The organism is Flavobacterium sp. CG_23.5, from assembly GCF_017875765.1.
Taxonomy (GTDB): domain Bacteria; phylum Bacteroidota; class Bacteroidia; order Flavobacteriales; family Flavobacteriaceae; genus Flavobacterium.
Genome location: NZ_JAGGNA010000001.1, coordinates 3,134,143 through 3,153,258 on the forward strand (window position 1 = coordinate 3,134,143; position 19,116 = coordinate 3,153,258).

16 protein-coding genes and 1 pseudogene are annotated in these 19,116 nt (G+C 34.4%); 14 read left to right on the plus strand and 3 right to left on the minus strand.

Features of this window, described 5'->3' with window-relative positions:
* Nucleotides 1-269 precede the first annotated feature (269 nt).
* The 9 genes and pseudogenes from H4V97_RS13560 (at nucleotide 270) to mtaB (ending at nucleotide 9,409) form a co-directional block, all read left to right on the plus strand.
* Nucleotides 270-848: a nucleotide exchange factor GrpE gene (locus H4V97_RS13560; RefSeq protein ID WP_196850631.1), complete on the plus strand. Its 579-nt coding sequence runs from the start codon at nucleotides 270-272 to the stop codon at nucleotides 846-848.
* 50 nt (nucleotides 849-898) lie between these two features.
* Nucleotides 899-2,014: a molecular chaperone DnaJ gene (dnaJ, locus tag H4V97_RS13565; protein ID WP_196850632.1), complete on the plus strand. Its 1,116-nt coding sequence runs from the start codon at nucleotides 899-901 to the stop codon at nucleotides 2,012-2,014.
* A 165-nt stretch (nucleotides 2,015-2,179) separates the two neighbouring features.
* Nucleotides 2,180-3,100 (plus strand): ABC transporter ATP-binding protein, encoded by a 921-nt coding sequence (locus H4V97_RS13570; RefSeq protein WP_209549967.1) that lies wholly within the window; start codon nucleotides 2,180-2,182, stop codon nucleotides 3,098-3,100.
* Nucleotides 3,101-3,171: 71 nt separating this feature from the next.
* Complete coding sequence (locus tag H4V97_RS13575) at nucleotides 3,172-4,488, plus strand: ABC transporter permease (RefSeq protein WP_209549968.1); 1,317 nt, start codon at nucleotides 3,172-3,174, stop codon at nucleotides 4,486-4,488.
* A gap of 124 nt (nucleotides 4,489-4,612) precedes the next feature.
* Complete coding sequence (locus H4V97_RS13580; protein WP_196850635.1) at nucleotides 4,613-5,776, plus strand: sigma-54-dependent transcriptional regulator; 1,164 nt, start codon at nucleotides 4,613-4,615, stop codon at nucleotides 5,774-5,776.
* An 86-nt stretch (nucleotides 5,777-5,862) separates the two neighbouring features.
* A pseudogene (locus H4V97_RS13585) lies at nucleotides 5,863-6,525 on the plus strand (DEAD/DEAH box helicase); the annotation flags it as partial.
* Between the two features lie 267 nt (nucleotides 6,526-6,792).
* Nucleotides 6,793-7,011: a DUF2007 domain-containing protein gene (locus H4V97_RS13590; protein ID WP_196850637.1), complete on the plus strand. Its 219-nt coding sequence runs from the start codon at nucleotides 6,793-6,795 to the stop codon at nucleotides 7,009-7,011.
* Nucleotides 7,012-7,040: 29 nt separating this feature from the next.
* Complete coding sequence (locus H4V97_RS13595) at nucleotides 7,041-7,844, plus strand: Cof-type HAD-IIB family hydrolase (protein ID WP_209549969.1); 804 nt, start codon at nucleotides 7,041-7,043, stop codon at nucleotides 7,842-7,844.
* 236 nt (nucleotides 7,845-8,080) lie between these two features.
* Nucleotides 8,081-9,409 (plus strand): tRNA (N(6)-L-threonylcarbamoyladenosine(37)-C(2))-methylthiotransferase MtaB, encoded by a 1,329-nt coding sequence (mtaB, locus tag H4V97_RS13600; protein ID WP_209549970.1) that lies wholly within the window; start codon nucleotides 8,081-8,083, stop codon nucleotides 9,407-9,409.
* A 231-nt stretch (nucleotides 9,410-9,640) separates the two neighbouring features.
* Here the strand turns inward: mtaB and H4V97_RS13605 are convergent, their stop codons facing one another.
* Nucleotides 9,641-10,357, minus strand: coding sequence for a 3-ketoacyl-ACP reductase (locus H4V97_RS13605; protein WP_196850640.1), 717 nt, complete (start codon nucleotides 10,355-10,357; stop codon nucleotides 9,641-9,643).
* Nucleotides 10,358-10,579: 222 nt separating this feature from the next.
* Between H4V97_RS13605 and H4V97_RS13610 the strand changes: the two genes are divergently transcribed.
* Nucleotides 10,580-11,446, plus strand: a complete 867-nt coding sequence (locus H4V97_RS13610; RefSeq protein ID WP_209549971.1) for a L,D-transpeptidase — start codon at nucleotides 10,580-10,582, stop codon at nucleotides 11,444-11,446.
* Nucleotides 11,447-11,462: 16 nt separating this feature from the next.
* Here the strand turns inward: H4V97_RS13610 and H4V97_RS13615 are convergent, their stop codons facing one another.
* Nucleotides 11,463-12,284, minus strand: a complete 822-nt coding sequence (locus H4V97_RS13615; RefSeq protein WP_196850642.1) for a DUF6929 family protein — start codon at nucleotides 12,282-12,284, stop codon at nucleotides 11,463-11,465.
* Between the two features lie 172 nt (nucleotides 12,285-12,456).
* On the opposite strand from H4V97_RS13615, the gene H4V97_RS13620 reads away from it, so the two are divergent.
* The 3 genes from H4V97_RS13620 to H4V97_RS13630 all read left to right on the plus strand — a co-directional run bounded on the left by H4V97_RS13620 (nucleotide 12,457) and on the right by H4V97_RS13630 (nucleotide 16,837).
* Entirely contained in the window at nucleotides 12,457-13,338 is an 882-nt protein-coding gene (locus tag H4V97_RS13620; RefSeq protein WP_196850643.1) for a PPK2 family polyphosphate kinase, read from the plus strand.
* Nucleotides 13,339-13,525: 187 nt separating this feature from the next.
* Nucleotides 13,526-14,974, plus strand: coding sequence for a hypothetical protein (locus H4V97_RS13625; RefSeq protein ID WP_209549972.1), 1,449 nt, complete (start codon nucleotides 13,526-13,528; stop codon nucleotides 14,972-14,974).
* A gap of 87 nt (nucleotides 14,975-15,061) precedes the next feature.
* On the plus strand, nucleotides 15,062-16,837 hold the full coding sequence (locus H4V97_RS13630) for a cytochrome c peroxidase (protein WP_209549973.1): 1,776 nt from the start codon (nucleotides 15,062-15,064) through the stop codon (nucleotides 16,835-16,837).
* Nucleotides 16,838-16,892: 55 nt separating this feature from the next.
* Here H4V97_RS13630 and H4V97_RS13635 read toward each other — a convergent pair whose 3' ends face one another.
* Nucleotides 16,893-17,474, minus strand: coding sequence for a hypothetical protein (locus H4V97_RS13635; RefSeq protein WP_196850646.1), 582 nt, complete (start codon nucleotides 17,472-17,474; stop codon nucleotides 16,893-16,895).
* A gap of 227 nt (nucleotides 17,475-17,701) precedes the next feature.
* On the opposite strand from H4V97_RS13635, the gene H4V97_RS13640 reads away from it, so the two are divergent.
* Complete coding sequence (locus tag H4V97_RS13640) at nucleotides 17,702-19,084, plus strand: MATE family efflux transporter (RefSeq protein ID WP_209549974.1); 1,383 nt, start codon at nucleotides 17,702-17,704, stop codon at nucleotides 19,082-19,084.
* Nucleotides 19,085-19,116: the final 32 nt, after the last annotated feature.

Here is a 19,116-nt window from a genome sequence, read left to right on the forward strand (position 1 = left end):
ACGAAGCTTTTTCTAATATAATACAAAGGTGAATTAATAATTTTTTTGAAGGCAACCTTGGGTTTTAATTTTTTAGAAAAAAAACTTAGACAAATCTAGAGAAACTATATCGAGATATTCTTAAAATTATATTAAATTTTTGGGGTTTACCATTTAATTATTTCAAAGAAAAGGAGATAGGAATGGAAGAGGATTTCAATAAAAAGGTGACAATTTGACATTTTAAAAGAATTGGCAGTACTTTTGCAATCCAAAGAAAAGAATAAAAAATGAAGTTTAAGAATATTTTTAAAAATACAAGTAATATGACTACTGAAAATACAGAAATCGATCAAGAAATAGACGAAGTAACATTAGAAAATAATGCGAACGGAGAACAACTTATTATTGAGGAATTAAGTGTAGAGGAGCAATTAACGCAAGACTTAGCGAAGGAAAAAGATAAGTATTTGCGATTGTTTGCTGAATTTGAAAATTACAAGCGAAGAACTTCAAAAGAGCGTATTGAGTTATTTAAAACAGCCAATCAAGAGGTTTTACTTGCTATGCTTCCAGTTTTAGACGATTTTGATAGAGCCATGGTAGAAATAAGCAAATCAGAAGAGGAACATTTATTGAAAGGTGTTGAGCTTATTCATGAAAAATTGAAAAACACTTTAGTTGCTAAGGGATTAGAGCAAGTTGAAATTAAAGCTGGAGATCCTTTTGACGCTGATTTTGCTGAGGCAATTACTCAAATTCCTGCTCCATCACCTAAGTTGAAAGGTAAAATTGTGGATGTTCTTGAAAAAGGGTACAAATTGGGTGACAAAATCATTCGTTTTCCTAAAGTTGTTATAGGGCAGTAATAGAGACGCGTAGAGACGCACTTCAGTGCATCTCAACAAAAAAAATAAAAATGAAAAAAGATTTTTACGAAATATTAGGCATTTCAAAAAGTGCTGATGCTGCCGAAATTAAAAAGGCATACCGAAAAAACGCATTACAATATCATCCTGACAAAAATCCTGGAGACAAATCGGCAGAAGAGAAATTCAAATTAGCAGCCGAAGCTTATGAAATATTAAGTGACCCACAGAAGAGAGCTAAGTATGACCAAATGGGACATCAAGCTTTCGATGGCTCAGGCGGTTTTGGTGGAGGTGGTCACGGCGGAATGAATATGGATGACATATTCAGTCAGTTTGGTGATATCTTTGGAGGTGGTTTCGGTGGTTTTGGAGGCGGTGGCGGTGGCGGAGTTCGTCGCGCTAAAGGAAGTAACCTACGTATAAAAGTAAAATTGACACTGGAAGAAATTGCCAATGGTGTTGAGAAAAAAGTAAAAGTAAAACGTAAAGTTCAAGCGCCAGGTGTTTCATACAAAACCTGTTCTACTTGTAACGGTCAAGGTCAAGTAATGCGTGTTACCAATACAATTTTGGGTAGAATGCAGTCTGCTTCAACTTGTCCAACTTGTGGCGGGTCGGGTCAAATTCTAGATAAAAAACCAACAAATGCGGATTCTCAAGGAATGATCCTTGAAGATGAAACCGTTTCTATAAAAATCCCTGCCGGTGTAGTAGACGGGATGCAATTAAAAGTTTCTAACAAAGGAAACGATGCTCCAGGAAATAGTATTCCGGGAGATTTAATTGTGGCGATTGAAGAACTGGAACATGAGTTTTTGAAACGTGAAGGGGAGAATTTACATTTTGATTTATATATCAGTTTTGCTGAAGCTGTTCTAGGAATTTCTAAAGACATCGAAGCTATAAACGGTAAAGTGAGAATCAAACTAGAAGAAGGTATTCAATCTGGTAAAATTCTTAGACTGAAAGGAAAAGGAATTCCAAATATCAACGGATACGGTAACGGAGATTTATTGGTTCACGTGAATGTCTGGACGCCAAAAACATTAAACAAAGAACAAAAACAGTTTTTTGAAGATTCCTTAACGGATGAGAATTTTATTCCAAATCCGGAAAAATCGGACAAATCATTTTTCGAGAAAGTAAAAGATATGTTTTCATAGTGTAGAGACGCGATTTATCGCGTCTGTATTAATTAGATGTGATTTATCGCGTCTGTACAAAAAAATACATTTCCCATCCTTATTTTACAAGGGTGGGTTTTTTTTGTAACAATAGTAACTATTTCGGCACTAATTATTTACTTTTACACCAATTAAAAATAAAGCATGAGTAATATACTTGAAGTTAATAAAGTTGTAAAGCAATATGGTGAATACGTGGCGCTTAACGAAGTTTCATTAACTGTTCCCAAAGGCAGTATTTACGGTCTCCTAGGTCCAAATGGAGCCGGAAAAACATCGCTGATCCGAATCATAAATCAAATTACCTTACCTGACAGTGGCGAAATTATCCTTGATGGAGAAAAATTGCAACCTAAACACATTCAATATATTGGATATCTTCCGGAAGAAAGAGGATTGTACAATACGATGAAAGTTGGTGAGCAATGTTTGTATCTAGCTCAAATGAAAGGACTTTCAAAAGCGGAAGCAAAAATTCAACTCGAATACTGGTTTGAAAGATTAGATATTCAGGGTTGGTGGAACAAAAAAATTCAAGAATTATCTAAAGGAATGGCTCAAAAAATTCAATTTGTCGTTTGTGTGTTGCACAAGCCAAAATTGTTAATTTTTGACGAACCTTTTTCTGGTTTTGATCCCGTAAATGCTAATGTCATTAAAGATGAAATTTTGAAGTTGCGAGAGGATGGAGCTACGATAATTTTTTCAACTCACCGAATGGAAAGTGTGGAGGAATTGTGCGATCATATTGCTTTAATTCATAAGTCAAATAAATTGATTGAAGGAAAGCTAAATGATGTCAAAAGACAATTCAAAACCAATAGTTATGAAGTGGGTGTTTTGTCGGATAACGTGGAAGGATTGATGTACGATATTACACAAAAATTCACCGTTGGTCCCGCTAATTTCAAATCGCTTAACAACGAATTAAAACTAGAAATTCAATTAGGGAATGCCACACCAAATGAGTTGTTGAATGTCCTGACACAAAGCGGACAAGTCACCCATTTTGTAGAAAAAATACCGAGTGTAAATGATATTTTCATTCAAACAGTAAGTAAATAGATTGTCAGATTATTTGACATTTCGATTTTTCGAAAATCTAACAATCCGACAATCCAATAATCTAAATATAAATGAGTATAATTTCATTAATCATAAAAAGAGAATTTATTGCCAAAGTTCGTAATAAGTCTTTCATTGTAATGACTTTTCTAAGTCCGCTATTATTTGTGGGAATTGCAGCGTTTGTAGGGTATTTGAGTTCCATGAAAGCGGATACGAAACGAATCGCGATTCACGACGAATCGGGCCTTTTTGTCAAAGAATTCACTTCGCAAAACACTAAGAAAGGGGAATATAAATACCTCGATTTGTCTTTGATTGATTTGAAGTTTCTTAAAGACAGTATCACAAATGAAAGCTACGAAGGATTATTATATATCCCAAAAGAGAACAATACAAAGGATTTTGAAAATAAAATACAGTTTATTTCAAACAACAGTCCGAGTATTTCTTTCATCGAAAACGTTCAAGATGTAATTGCAAAGAAGTTGACCAAAACGAATCTGGAAAATGCACATCTCGATACTTTGGCCATAAAAAATGCCGAATCGAAAGTGAATATCAGCTTGGCAAAAGCTTCTGGAGAGGAAAGTGTAAAAGGACTTAACGAAATAAAAATAGGGATTGGCGGAGCCTTTGGATATCTTATTATGATGTTCATCATCATTTATGGAAACATGGTTATGCGCAGCGTGATAGAGGAAAAAACAAATCGCATCGTCGAAATTATTATTTCTTCCGTGAAACCATTCCAGCTTATGATGGGGAAAATCATAGGAACTTCATTGGCAGGATTATTGCAATTTCTTATTTGGGCAATTATTGGATTGTCTTTAATGTTTGCAGCTTCCGTATTTTTCGGGGTAAATGTAGGGCCAACAGCCAGAATTTCACCAGAATTAATGAACTCTGCAACACAGGAATTTGCGGGAACGGCACAAATGTATATTAAGGAATTATGGAATTTGCCTATTGCCAGCATTTTAATTGGATTCGTGATTTATTTCATTGGTGGCTATTTCCTTTATAGTTCTTTTTATGCCGCAATTGGCGCTGCTGTTGACAATCAAACAGATTCGCAACAATTCCTTTTGCCAATCATTATGCCATTAATGCTAAGCGTTTATATAGGATTTTTCACCGTCATCAATGACCCACACGGCACAATTGCAATCATATTTTCCATGATTCCGCTCACGTCGCCCATCGTTATGCTGATGCGAATTCCGTTTGGCGTACCTTTGTGGCAAATTGCAATATCAGTAACATTATTATTTGGAACATTCTTTTCCGTAGTGTGGTTTGCGGCTAAAATATATAGAGTAGGAATACTCATGTATGGCAAAAAACCAACTTGGGGCGAATTATACAAATGGTTGAAATATTAAAATAATTTACAATTTCCCTAATTAGTTTTAGGAGCTATTTCCCGCTTTCCGTTGCAATCTTTTTTTCGGTAAAAACCTCAAAAAAGGATTTCCACTTCAATCGGGGCTAAAAAAAAATAAAGACATGCCAAAAATATTAATCATAGAAGACGAAGCCGCAATTCGACGAGTGCTTACAAAAATACTCTCCGAAGAAAATGATACCTATCAGGTAGAAGAAGCCGAAGACGGTGCTGCTGGTTTTGAAAAAATAAAAAATAACGATTACGATTTGGTTTTGTGCGATATCAAAATGCCGAAAATGGATGGCGTTGAGGTTTTGGAAGCCGTAAAAAAAATCAAGCCCGAAATCCCTATGGTTATGATTTCCGGCCATGGTGATCTGGACACGGCAATTAATACGATGCGTCTCGGTGCGTTTGATTACATTTCAAAACCACCTGATTTAAACCGATTGTTGAATACAGTTCGCAATGCTTTAGACAAAAAACAACTCGTAGTAGAAAACAAAATTCTAAAGAAAAAAGTTAGTAAAAACTACGAAATGATTGGCGAAAGCGAAGCAATTAATCACATCAAACTGATGATTGAAAAAGTCGCTCAAACTGAAGCCCGAGTTTTAATAACTGGACCAAACGGAACCGGAAAAGAATTGGTTGCGCACCAATTGCACGAAAAAAGCGAAAGAGCTAATTTTCCTTTAATCGAAGTGAATTGTGCAGCAATTCCATCTGAATTAATCGAAAGTGAATTATTTGGTCACGTAAAAGGAGCCTTTACATCGGCAGTGAAAGACCGAGCAGGAAAATTTGAAGCAGCCGATAAAGGAACTATTTTCTTAGATGAAATTGGTGATATGAGCCTTTCGGCGCAAGCCAAAGTATTGCGAGCTTTACAAGAAAGTATGATTACTAGAGTAGGAGCGGATAAAGACATAAAAGTAGATGTGCGTGTCGTTGCAGCCACCAACAAAGATTTAAAAGTAGAAATTGCCGAAGGTCGTTTCCGTGAGGATTTGTACCATCGATTAGCAGTTATCTTGATAAAAGTTCCGGCACTAAATGACAGACGAGAAGATATCCCGATGCTGATTAGCCATTTTGCAGATAAAATTGCTTCGGAGCAAGGCAATGCATTGAAACATTTCTCTAAGAAAGCTATCGATTTGTTGCAGGCATATGATTGGACGGGGAATATTCGAGAATTAAGAAATGTAGTGGAGCGCTTAATAATCCTTGGAGGAAACGAAATTTCCGAAAATGATGTGAAGCTGTTTGCATCGAAATAATTAAATAATTTAAAGATTGAATAATTTAAAAATTAGTGAAGTAATCTTTTAATTTTTGAATATTTAAATCTTTCAATCTAAAATAAATGAAACTAAAAAAAATAAACGAAAAGTTACAAGAAGCCTTAATTGAAAGTGGTTTAACTGAGGCTAATGCCATGCAAAAAGAAACTTTTTCGACACTAAAAAGCGGTTCAGATTGTATTATCATCGCGCCGGAAGGAAGCGGAAAATCCACAACAATTGTGCTAAACGTGATTCAACAATTAGTTCGTGAGGGTGAGGAATCGCCTCGTGCTTTGGTAATTGTAGAAGACAAAGCCAAAGTTTTGGAGATGGAAGAGCTTTTTGAAAAATTTGGAAAATATACAGATTTACGTGTGTACGGTGTACATGATAAAGGAGATATGGAATATGACAAAAATTATATTTCTACCGGAATTGATGTGTTAATTGGAACACCAAATAAATTGAGCGAAATGTTTACTACGGCAGGATTTAATGTAAACAGACTTAAAATGTTCATTCTTGATGATGCAGATCCTATTTTGAAATTGCGTCACGAAACTAAAATCATGCGTATTTCCAACAGTATTAATAAAACCCAACGAATTATTTTCTCGGAGCAGCTCACGGAAAGAATTGAAATCTTGGCTGATAAAATGCTATTGGAGCCGTATTTATTCGAAATTGATGAAGACGAAGACGAAGAAGACGAAGATGATGAAGACGAAGATGACGAAGACGATGAGGATTTAGAGGAAGAAGCTGCGGAAGAGGAAGGAGTTTTCGAGGAAGAAGACGATTTAGAGGAATTAGAAGGGGAAAATGAAGAAGAAGATAAAAATTAATATGCTCCGCAAAGTCTCCGACTTTGAGGATGTGAATTTCAGTCTTAGACTGAAATAATCATTATGTCTAAAAGGTCAGGAGACCTTCCTACACTTCCTCAAAGTCGGAGACTTTGCGGAGCAGAGGAGCTGAAGGAATAACTTTAATAAAAAATAAAGAACAAGATGGGATTAATGAAAGTGTTTTCGGGAAGTGAAATTCTAGCAATGGCTTTACAAGAAAAAATCGAAGCGATAGGTGTAGATGTATTGGTAAAAAACAACATACAATCAGCTAGATTAGGCGGTTTTGGAAATTCGGATTTAGCGGTTGAATTATTCGTTCAAGAAACGGAATTTGCAAAAGTAAATCCAGTAATTGAAGAATTTAGAATGAGCATTTAAGCTCAAATTATAATTGCAAAAAGAAGTAGATGAAATATAAAATGTTGGTCTTAGACATGGATGACACCTTGTTGACTGATGACCATAAAATTTCAAAAGAGAATAAAGAAATGTTGTTTAAGGCTCAGGAATTGGGTGTGTATGTTGTTTTGGCTTCGGGCAGACCAACATTAGCCATGACTGCTTTTGCCAAAGAATTAGAATTGGATATCAATAATTCGTATATGTTATCTTTTAACGGGGCCGTAATTACAGATTTGAAAGAAGATAAAGTGTTGTTTGAACAAATGTTGACGCAGCAACAAATTCATGAATTATACGATTACAGTTTAAAAAGCAAAACTGATATTATTACTTATATAGATGGTAAGATTGTCAGCGAAACCGATTCGGAATATATTGATGTAGAAAAAAATATTACTGGATTGCAGCATATCAAAGTCCCTAATTTCAAGAATGCCGTGACTTCTTCTGCTGTAAAATGTATTTTATTGGAAGAACCCAGCTATCTCAAAAAAATTGAAATTGATTTGAAAGAAGCAATGCCACATTTGAGTGTTTCCATGTCAAAACCTTTTTTTCTGGAAGTAGCTCAGAACGGAATTGATAAGGCTGCAAGTGTGAAATTTTTAGCAGAAAAACTAAACATTCATCAAAGCGAAATTATAGCCGTAGGAAACGCTGGAAATGATTTATCGATGATAGAATATGCAGGATTGGGTGTTTGGGTAGATAATGTAGATCCGGAATTGAGAGATAAAGGAGATTTTGTTGTTGCCTCGAATAATAATCATGGTGTGGCTGAGGTTGTTCGTAGATTTATTTTGAATTAGGTTTGTGCGTAATTTAAACACAGTCGAAAACTCATTAAAGATTAAAAAATAATATTTCACTTCTATTTAGGATATTGATATATAGCCGATTATCGATTTCGTTTTAATGAAAAATGTGTGTAAATTTGCACCGTGTTGCGAGAGGGATAGAAGCGACATCCCGCGCCTTTTTTTGGCGTGGATACAGCGCATAGCCTGACCCGACGAAGTAAGGGACTCGCACAAACTAAAAGAATATGACAGAAAGAAAAAAAGTTGCCTTTTATACGCTTGGTTGCAAACTGAATTTTTCGGAGACCTCAACGATTGCCCGTTCTATTCAGGATGAAGGTTTTGACCGTGTTGATTTTGAAGAAGTGGCTGACATGTATGTGATAAATACGTGTTCCGTAACTGAAAATGCAGATAAGCAATTCAAGCAGATTGTAAAGAAAGCAATGAAGTTAAATAACAAAGCTTTTGTTGCTGCGGTTGGTTGTTATGCACAATTGAAACCAGAGGAATTAGCTGCTGTTGATGGAGTTGACTTGGTTCTTGGTGCAACTGAAAAATTTAAAATCACCGATTATATCAATGATTTGTCCAAAAATGATATGGGCGAAGTGCATTCTTGCGAGATTTCTGAAGCTGATTTTTATGTGGGAAGTTATTCTATTGGTGACAGAACGCGTGCTTTCTTAAAAGTCCAGGATGGTTGCGACTATAAATGTACCTATTGTACTATTCCTTTGGCAAGAGGAATTTCAAGAAGTGATGAGTTGGAAAACGTGTTGAAAAATGCAAAGGACATTTCAGCTCAAAATATCAAGGAAATTGTTTTGACTGGAGTAAATATTGGAGATTACGGAAAAGGAGAATTTGGAAATAAAAAACACGAACATACCTTCTTGGAATTGGTTCAGGAATTAGATAAAGTGGAAGGAATTGAGCGTTTGCGAATTTCGTCTATTGAACCGAATTTATTGAAAAACGAAACGATTGAATTTGTGTCGAAAAGCAGAACTTTTGTACCGCATTTTCACATTCCGTTGCAATCCGGAAGTAACGATATTCTAAAGTTGATGAAACGTCGTTATTTACGTGAAGTATATACCGAAAGAGTAAATAAAATTAGGGAAGTGATGCCTCATGCCTGTATTGGCGTGGACGTGATTGTTGGATTTCCCGGAGAGACGGACGAACATTTCTTGGAGACTTATAATTTTCTGAATGAAATGGATATTTCCTATTTGCATGTTTTCACGTATTCAGAACGTGATAATACGGAAGCTGCTGACATGAGCGGAGTTGTTCCTGCTAATGTTCGCGCAAAAAGAAGCAAAATGATGCGTGGACTTTCAGTTAAAAAGCGTCGTGCTTTTTATGAAAGTCAGTTGGGTAGTAATAGAACTGTTTTGTTCGAAAGTGAAAATAAAGAAGGATACATTCATGGATTTACTGAAAATTACGTAAAAGTAAAAACACCATGGAATCCCGAATTAGTGAATACTTTACATGAAATTAATTTGACTAAAATTGATGAAGATGGAAGCGTCCGGATGGATTTTGTTTCGGCTTTGGTTTAGTTTTTAAACATATAAGTCATTTAAGTTTTTAGAACTAACCAGGAATTTAACTAACAAAGAGATTAAGAGAGTAAGAGTGATATTTAAATAAGTGACTCGAAATTTTTAAACCATTAAGAGATTAAGAAAATTAAGCGTGAGACTTAATGAAACTTAATCTCTTAATGGTTTTATATTTTAAGTTTAAATGCCTTAATGGTTAAAAATCATATGACTTATATGTTGAAAATTTTAAGGATTCGTAGACCAAATACTGCTGTTTTTGATGAAAACTCTTCGGTTTAATTTGAGTTGCGCGATAATTAATTCGGCCATATCTTCGGCTTGCATGACTTTATCAGGATTGCCATCAGTTAATTTCAATTCTTTGGCCATGTCAGTAGCAACGGTGCTTGGTGTTAATGCCGTCACACGAATATTATGTTTGCGGACTTCTTGCATCAACGATTCCGTCAATCCTAAAACTGCAAATTTAGAGGCGCTATAGGCACTGGTTAAAGCATTTCCACTTAATCCGGCTGTGGAAGAAATATTGATGATATCTCCAGTTTGTCTTTCAATCATATTAAACAAAACGGCACGTGTTACATAATAAGTTCCCATTAAGTTTACCTGAATAATTCGTTCCCAGGCTACAGGTTCTAATTCCATAAATTTACCAAAAGCAGCTATTCCGGCACTGTTGATTAAAATATCAATGGTTTTGAATTCGGCTAAGGCTTTTTCTACTGCTATGTTTACGGATTTAATATCGGCAACATCAGCAATAAGGGTTAATGATTTTACTCCAAATGCATTCACTTCTTGTGCTACTTCATCTAAATCAGATTGAGTTCTTGCCAGTAAAATTACGTTTACACCTTCTTTTGCCAAAGCAATAGCTACTGCTTTACCAATTCCTTTTCCAGCACCGGTAATTAATGCGTTTTTATTTTTTAAGTCGGTCATGTTCGTTTACGTTTTGTAATGTGATTAGCAAAGTTAAACCATTAGCTTTTTTTAACTGGTAATAAAAAGTAAAAAATGGATACTATTAACATTTGCGCATTGCTTCAAAAATTAAAATGCGTAGGTTATTTTGCCAATATTATAATTAGACAACAAAACCCCGTAATTATGTAACATTTAGATTGGCAAAATGATTGAATTTTGCAACGTAAAAATTAAACTATGAAAAAAATTGTCCTTCTTTTAAATATTAGTATTGTAATGTTGTTAGTTTCCTGTAAACAACAAGATAAAACAGATGTTACTGGAGAACCTGTGAAAGTGAAGGAAAGACATCAGCCTAAAAAATTGTCCTATCGACTTGAGAACACGAAAGAATGGCTGTCAAAAAATAACACTGACAGTACCCAACTTCACATCGCGTATGCCGTGAACAGAACTGATGGAGCCAATTTTAAAAATATGGGTTCTGTTGTTATTCCAGATGATATGAGTGGTGATATAGAGTTTTATCTTCCTTTTCCACTAGAGGTTTCTTCCTTGAAAGAAATTAATAAAATCATTTTTTTCTCCTATCCTACACAAACATTTGCCGCTTATGAAAAAGGACAATTAGTTTATACTGGACCAACTAATATGGGAAGAAAAAAGGATCTGACCCCTACAGGACTTTTTTATACGAACTGGAAAGCCGAACAAACCACAAGTACTTTTGATGATGAATGGGACTTGCGTTGGAATTTTAATATTGAAAATAAATTGGGTGTGGGATGGCATCAATATACTTTACCAGGTTATCCAGCTTCTCATTCTTGTTTAAGACTTCAAGAAAAAGATGCCCGTAATCTTTATGATTGGGCGGATCAATGGGAATTAGCCGACGAGGAAAATGTAAAAGTAAAAGGAACTCCGGTAATTGTTTTTGGTGCTTATAATTTTAGTGCCCCTAAGCCTTGGTTACAATTGGCGACAAATCCTAAAGCCTTGGATATTTCTGAAAACGAAATCGAAAAAGTTACTCTGCCTTTTTTAAGTAGCATTTTAAAAGAACAGAAAAACAGACAATCATTTCAAGATTCCAAGAAATAAACCTCTGGGTTTCGTTTTATTTTAGGTCAACACTAAGTTTGTAAATATCCGTTTCCAGAGCTTCAGTATCCTTGTCTTCGCAGAGCAAAAAATCTATTTTTTGTTCTGTTTTGGCGTATAATGTTAGTCCTTCGAATTTATGTATATCCGAAATTTTTTGGGTAATCAGTACTTCGAAATTTTCTAAGGACAATGCGCCTATAAAACTGCCCAATACTTCTCCGTCATCATACGTTAAGGTGGTATTTTCGACAGCTGCCAGAAAATAGATTTTATCTTCCACGAGAATTGCATCTGTAAAAGTGGCTTCTATGTTTTGAATTTTTGGCAATGAGATAGGAAAAAAGTGAATGTCATTTCCTTTTTTATCCAAAGTAAAAAGTCCGTTTTTAGATTGTGCTCCATTTCCTCTTTGAAACATATGCCATTTTTCGTTATGGAATAAAGCGCCTTCGATATTTAAATCATCATCTGAGATGTAAGCGGTTTGTTTTAGTTTGTCATAAAGGGATGATAAATCTTTTTCTTCAACTTTTCTATTTTCCAAGTGAAAAGTAATTCGTCTGTTTCGATTAGGTGTGGAACCGGACCCGAAAAGATAGAGTTTATTTCCTTTTAGGGTAATGGATTCAAAGTCGTATTTTTCCTTTTTTGCGATGTTTTCCTGACCGTTATCAAAGAGTTTTATTTTGTTGAGTTCTTTTTCTTGGATTCGATATTGGTAAAGAAAGGAGCTGTTGTCAGATATAATGTATAAGGAATTGTCTTTATAAATGAGTCCTGATGACGAACCAATGCCTGCGATTTGAAATTGTAATTCAAGTGTAAATTTTTCCATAAATGTATTTTTGAAATCGAATGCCCTAGCCCGGATAATAGTAAAAATCCTTTTTATTTTTTCTTTAAAAATAGAAAGATTGTAACGGATAGCCGGAAATAGCTCCTGAAATTCATCAGGATTAATCCTATTTATTCATTATATTTGAGTTAGTAAAGATAAAATATTTCTTATGAAGTCTATAAATCCTATTGATTTTAAAGTTGTTGACAAGATAGAATTGTCAAAATTGCCTACCAATTTAGATATTGGTGCTAGTGATAATAAGAAGGAAGAAAAACTGGACAAGGTGCAGGCCAAGTTAAGCGAGATTCAGGATGTAATGTATGCTCATAATCGCTATGGTGTGCTGATATGTTTACAAGGCATGGACACTTCTGGGAAAGACAGCTTAATTCGGGAAGTTTTCGATGAATTTAATTCTCGCGGAGTTGTGGTGCACAGTTTTAAAACTCCTAATACAACAGAATTAGAACATGATTATTTGTGGCGACACTATTTGGCTTTGCCAGAAAAAGGAAAGTTTGCTGTTTTTAACAGATCTCATTATGAAAATGTTTTAGTCACACGGGTGCACCCTGAATATATCCTAAAGGAAAACTTGCCGGGAATAGATACTGTTTCGGCTATTACGCCTGAGTTTTGGGACAATAGAATGCAGCAAATTAGACATTTTGAGAAACACATTACTCAAAACGGAATTATTGTGCTGAAATTCTTTTTGCACATGAGCAAAGAAGAGCAGAGAAAACGTTTGTTGAGCAGGTTAGAAGATGAGAAAAAAAATTGGAAATTTTCTACTGGGGATTTGGCAGAAAGAGAGCGTTGGGATGATTATATGCATTTTTATGAAGAGGCGATAAATAATACTTCTACGGACTATGCTCCTTGGTATGTGATTCCTGCTGATGATAAGGAAATGTCTCGTTACATTGTTGCCAAAATTATTTGGGAAGAAATGCAAAAACATACGGATATAAAAGAACCACAATTAGATAAAACAGTAATGGAGAATATAGAAAAGTATAAGGAGATTCTAAAGGAAGAGAATTAGTTTGAATATTTTTTCGGTGAAAGTTATTACAAGTTTATTACTTTATTATCAAATTGTTAGTATGTAAATTTATTGGTTTACAGCGTTGGATTTTACAGTAAACTCTTGGCTTTTTATTAATATTCCGTTCATTTGAAGTTAAAATTCAGTTCATTTCTTTGCTTTGAATTTTAAACTATCGACCAAAATGAAAAGAATTATTTTACCAATGTTATTTTTAGTTTCATTAATCTCTTGTGAGAATGATCCTAAATCTTCGAAGGAAACTACAAGTGTAGTTTTAGCAAACCAATCGGTTACTCCAGTATTATTAAAAAAGCAAGCTGGTTTTGAAAACTTAGAACTTTTTTCACTAATTACTTCAGATGATGTTTTAGCAGGAAGTCCAAATTATGTTTTTGGTGGATCAGCGGATGGTTCCGGTTTATTAAAAAATGCAGATGGGACTTTTACTTTCTTAGTAAATCAAGAAGATAATTTTGCGGTTTCAAGAATTACTTTAGACAAGACATTCAAACCTACAAAGGGAGAATATTTGCTGAATTCTAATGGTGGAACCTGGAGATTGTGTGGCGCTACAATGGCTACAGTTGCTGAACATGGTTTTGGTCCGCTTTATTTAACTTGCGGTGAATCTGGAGAAGAATCTCGAACACATGCTTTAAATCCTTATGGAGATGTTGGGTCCAATTCTGTTTCTAAAGAGTTGCCTGGTTTTGGAAGATTAAGCGCTGAGAATGCTTTGCCTTTAAGAAAGTCTGCTTTTGCAGGAAAAACGGTAGTTGTAATAGGTGATGATGATTCCGGAACTTATGGAGGTCAGGTATTCATGTATGTTTCTAATACTGTAGGTGATTTAGCGAATGGTTCTTTATACATGATGAAAAGAACAGATGATAATCAGAGAGAAAAAGATATGGTTGCGGGACAATCGTACTCTGTTTCGTTTGTGAAAATTGAGAATCATACTACAATGACTGGAGCCCAAATTAACGCAGCGGTAAATACACTAAAAGCGATAAAATTTGGTAGAATTGAAGATTTAGATTACCGAAAAGGCGGAGATGCAGCAGATCGTGAAATCTACTTTAATGCTACAGGACAAAATACTACAGGAACAAATGCTGATGCTTCAAGAACTAAATATGGTAGAGTTTATAAATTGAATTTAGACGCTGCCAATCCATTAGTTGGAACTTTGCAAGTAATTCTTGACGGAGACGATCGTACCGGCATTGCTGGAAAATTCCAAAATCCAGATAACATTTGCGTAACTAAAAACTATGTGTATGTTGAAGAAGATGCTAATGGTTACGGGGATGAAACTCATGATGGTTATATTTATCAATACAATATTGCAACTAAACAATTGAAAGTTGTTGTAGAGTTAGATCACCGTCGTGATGCTACTGATGCTGCAAAATATAATGTAGGTGGCGTTAGCAAATTTGGTGATTGGGAATACGGTGCATTGATTGATGTGTCCGAACAATTAGGAATGGATGATACCTTTTTATTAAGTGTTCAACCACATACTTGGAGAGGGATAAAATATAAGGGGGTTGATGGAGGAACAAATCGTCCAAATGAAGATCAAGCCAGTCAAATTGTAATAATCAAAGGACTTGCTAGATAATATATTCTAAAGTAAATAGTTACGAAAATCCACGATTTCCTATTAGGAATCGTGGTTTTTGTTTTCTCTCCATTTTTAAAATTTCTTATGAAAAATTTCTTTTTTCTTTTATTATTGATTTCCCTTTTCTCTTGTAAAAACAAACTCACACATGAAAAAATAAAGGATTTGTTCCAAGCGGATATTCAGGTTCTAATTCAAAATGTTTCGCAATTGGAACTTTTGGTACAATCGGATTCAAAGCCAACACAAATCCAAAAACAATTTCTTCAAGCACATCAAAACTATAAACGAGTAGAAATGATAAGCGAATATTATTTTCCTGTTGTTTCTAAATCGATTAACGGACCCGCATTAGCCGAGTTTGAAGAAGATGAAGGAAAAACAGTTCCTCCTGAGGGATTTCAAGTTATCGAAGAATTTCTTTTCCCTAATTATGATCCTCAATCAAAAGAGGAACTTCTAAAAGAAATTGGGATTCTTTCGGCTAATTTAAAACGATTGGACAAAGTGTCGCAAACCAATGAACTAACGGATTCCCATATTTTTGATGCGATGCGTTTAGAAGTTTTTAGGATAATCACTTTAGGAATAACTGGATTTGATTCTCCAATTGTTCAAAATTCTATTCCTGAAGCAGTCTCGTCACTGGAAAGTATTGAGGAATATTATCAAATTTATTTGGACAATTCAGAGGATTTGATTGCTAAGTCAGTTTTAAAAACGATTAAAACCGGGAAAGAGTATTTACATAAGAATACCAAGTTTAATGAATTTGACCGCGCTGTTTTTATTCGGGAAATTGCAAACCCGCTGAGTAAAGGTTTGTATAGAACTCAAATGGAATTGAAAATTCCTTTGATTAAAGAAGTAAGAGGATTAAAAACTACCGCCCAAACACTTTTTGATGCAACTGCTTTTGATGCCGAAGCTTTTTCAGGATTTCCAGATTATAAAACTACGCCAGAGAAAATTGAGTTAGGAAAATTGTTATTCAATGATCCTATTTTGTCTGGTAATAATTCCCGTTCGTGTGCTTCCTGCCATCATTCGGAAAATGCATTTACTGACGGATTAGAAAAAGCAGTTTCGTTGGATGGAAGATCATTGGTAAAAAGAAATACACCTACGCTTTCTAACATTGCTTTTCAACGTGTTTTCTTTTCGGATTCCAGAGTTAATTACCTAGAGGATCAAGCGATAGCTGTAATTACAAATGAAAATGAAATGCATGGCTCTTTGAAAAAATCAGTTTTGGCTTTAAAAACTAACCGGAAATATGCCGCTAAATTCCAAAAAGCATTTCCAAAAAAGGCAATTGATGAATTCGCAATAAAAAATGTTTTAGCATCTTATATTAGGTCATTGAGTAACTATGATTCAAAGTTTGATGAATTCATGCGGGGAGAGGAGAAATTTGATTTGGATGAGATTGCTGGATTTAATTTATTTGCCGGAAAGGCAAAATGTGCTACTTGTCATTTTATTCCATTAACTAACGGAACAGTGCCTCCAAGTTTTATAAAATCAGAAAGCGAAGTACTGGGCGTTCCCAATGCAAATAAAAAATTAGATGCTGATTTAGGAAAATTCGAATTGACAAAAGCTGAAATTAACAGAAATTCTTTCAAGACTCCCACTATTAGAAATGTAGCCTTAACGGTGCCATATATGCATAATGGTGTTTTTAAAACCTTAGAAGAAGTAATTGATTTTTATAATGATGGAGGAGGAAAAGGATTGGGATTTAATTTGCCAAATCAAACGCTGCCAGAGGATAAACTGAACTTGACATCTATAGAAAAAAAGCAACTTATTGCCTTTATGAAAACGCTAACGGATAAAAAATATTTAAAAAATTAAAACAAAAAAATGCGCTGAATTTCAGCGCATTTTTTTAAACTAATTCAAAATAGTTTTATAGTTGAAAACCATAAGCTAAACGTACACCAACTTGTCCAACTCCTCTACCAAGAGTACCATTGTTGTTTAAACGATCAAAATGATTGTAATGGGTATAGTTCAAAGAAATATCGATATATTTTGTTGCGTACCCAATACTTGGAGATAACAATAAAGAAGTTTTGTCTCTAGTGTTATCTACATTGCTTACTGCAAATGCAGCTCCAGCTTCTCCCATTACATAAAATTCGTCATTCCATACAAAAGCTTTGAAACCCGCTTTAGCTGGGATAATCCCTAAATCTTTTCCTTCAGTTTGTCCAGGAAAAGTATCAGCTTTGCTTACAAATAAGTTAGTATAACCTGTAGTTAAAGTCAAAGAGTATCTTTTTGATAAATCATATTGCCCTCTTACATCGGCTCCTAATGCTAATTTATAAGGATCATTTGTAGAATAGCCAGCATTTAAACCTACTCCTAAACGAAAACCTTGATCGTAATTTTTAACTTCTTTAACTTCTTGTGCTTGTGCATTGTTAGCGAACATAGCTGAAATCGCTACCACTAATACCATTTTAATTTTTGCTGAAATTTTCATAATTGTAATATTTTGTTTAATAATTGTTTCGTCATTTTGCTTTTACTGTTGCATAATAACTCTGCAAATGTAAGTTTACAGTAAGTTTGAAATGTTATAGAATTATTCGCTTTTGTTATAGAATTCCTTGTTTAATGCAAAAGTCTACTAATAAACAGACGTTATATTTATAATAGTATTGATAAAATTGAAAGCTTCTATTTATCTTTGTCAATAAAAAAGTAAAAGTGAATTTATCTACATATACTAAAGAGTTTTCTTATAATATCAAATTAGCATATCCTGTAATTTTGGGAATGCTTGGACATACTTTAATAGGTATCGTGGATAATTTCATGGTTGGGAAACTAGGGTCGACGGAATTGGCTGCAGTTTCCTTAGGTAATAGTTTCATTTTTATAGCATTATCTTTAGGAATAGGATTTTCTACAGCTATTACGCCATTGGTTTCTGAGGCAAATGCGGAACAAAATGATAAAAAAATTCGTTCGACTTTTCATCATGGTTTATTATTGTGTACCGTTTTAGGAGTTGTTTTATTTATGGTGACCGTATTATCTAAACAAATAATGTACTTGATGCACCAACCCAAAGAAGTAGCTGATATGGCCGCTCCTTATATTGATTGGGTCGCATTTTCTTTGATTCCCGTTATTATTTATCAAGGATACAAACAATTTGCTGACGGTTTAGCGCAAACTAAATATTCCATGTATGCTATATTAATGGCTAATGTGGTTCATATATTTTTTAACTATGTATTGATTTATGGGATTTGGATTTTTCCAAAATTAGGTATTCTTGGAGCAGCATTAGGAACCGTGATTTCCAGAATTATGATGGTAGTTTTCATGGATTTATTGATGAGACATAATAAAGCGTTTAAAAGCTATTTCAAAAATTTTAGTTTCAAAGAAATCCGAAAATCAATTCTAAAAAAAATTATCAATCTTGGTTTTCCTTCCGCCATGCAAATGCTTTTTGAAGTAACCTTATTTACTGCCGCAATTTGGCTTTCCGGCTCATTAGGGAAAAACAGTCAAGCAGCAAACCAGATTGCGCTTATCCTAGCTTCATCAACCTTTATGGTTGCGATGGGCTTGAGCGTGACCGCCATGATTAGAGTGAGCCATACGAAAGGAATGAATGATTACAAAAGTTTAATTGTTGTAGCAAGATCTATCTTTTTATTGGCTATTATGCTCGAAACTTTTTTCGCCTTTATTTTTGTAATTTTTCATAACTTCCTGCCTCATTTATTCTTGAATATGACTGATTCGGCCCAAGCGATTGATAACAGCGAAATCATATTAATAACTGCAAAATTACTTTTAGTGGCTGCGGTTTTTCAAATTTCAGATGGAATTCAAGTTGTAGTGCTTGGAGCTTTAAGAGGTTTGCAAGACGTAAAAATTCCTATGTATATTACTTTTGTCGCGTATTGGGTAATTGGTTTTCCTATTTCGTACTATTTGGGAAAATACACTTCATTACAAGCGGTAGGAATTTGGATAGGATTATTGGCAGGATTGTCTTCGGCAGCTTTATTTTTATACATTCGTTTCGCAAGATTAACAAGAAAATTGGTTTTAGAAAATCACAAAAATTAAAATTTTTCTCACAATGTAACTTCTTATTTCTT

Excerpts from the sequence above, each read along its gene's own strand:
- H4V97_RS13560 (WP_196850631.1), top strand. The coding sequence starts at position 270 with ATGAAGTTTAAGAATATTTTTAAAAATACAAGTAATATGACTACTGAA.
- dnaJ (WP_196850632.1), top strand. The coding sequence starts at position 899 with ATGAAAAAAGATTTTTACGAAATATTAGGCATTTCAAAAAGTGCTGAT.
- H4V97_RS13570 (WP_209549967.1), top strand. The coding sequence starts at position 2,180 with ATGAGTAATATACTTGAAGTTAATAAAGTTGTAAAGCAATATGGTGAA.
- H4V97_RS13575 (WP_209549968.1), top strand. The coding sequence starts at position 3,172 with ATGAGTATAATTTCATTAATCATAAAAAGAGAATTTATTGCCAAAGTT.
- H4V97_RS13580 (WP_196850635.1), top strand. The coding sequence starts at position 4,613 with ATGCCAAAAATATTAATCATAGAAGACGAAGCCGCAATTCGACGAGTG.
- H4V97_RS13590 (WP_196850637.1), top strand. The coding sequence starts at position 6,793 with ATGGGATTAATGAAAGTGTTTTCGGGAAGTGAAATTCTAGCAATGGCT.
- H4V97_RS13595 (WP_209549969.1), top strand. The coding sequence starts at position 7,041 with ATGAAATATAAAATGTTGGTCTTAGACATGGATGACACCTTGTTGACT.
- mtaB (WP_209549970.1), top strand. The coding sequence starts at position 8,081 with ATGACAGAAAGAAAAAAAGTTGCCTTTTATACGCTTGGTTGCAAACTG.
- H4V97_RS13605 (WP_196850640.1), bottom strand. The coding sequence starts at position 10,357 with ATGACCGACTTAAAAAATAAAAACGCATTAATTACCGGTGCTGGAAAA.
- H4V97_RS13610 (WP_209549971.1), top strand. The coding sequence starts at position 10,580 with ATGAAAAAAATTGTCCTTCTTTTAAATATTAGTATTGTAATGTTGTTA.
- H4V97_RS13615 (WP_196850642.1), bottom strand. The coding sequence starts at position 12,284 with ATGGAAAAATTTACACTTGAATTACAATTTCAAATCGCAGGCATTGGT.
- H4V97_RS13620 (WP_196850643.1), top strand. The coding sequence starts at position 12,457 with ATGAAGTCTATAAATCCTATTGATTTTAAAGTTGTTGACAAGATAGAA.
- H4V97_RS13625 (WP_209549972.1), top strand. The coding sequence starts at position 13,526 with ATGAAAAGAATTATTTTACCAATGTTATTTTTAGTTTCATTAATCTCT.
- H4V97_RS13630 (WP_209549973.1), top strand. The coding sequence starts at position 15,062 with ATGAAAAATTTCTTTTTTCTTTTATTATTGATTTCCCTTTTCTCTTGT.
- H4V97_RS13635 (WP_196850646.1), bottom strand. The coding sequence starts at position 17,474 with ATGAAAATTTCAGCAAAAATTAAAATGGTATTAGTGGTAGCGATTTCA.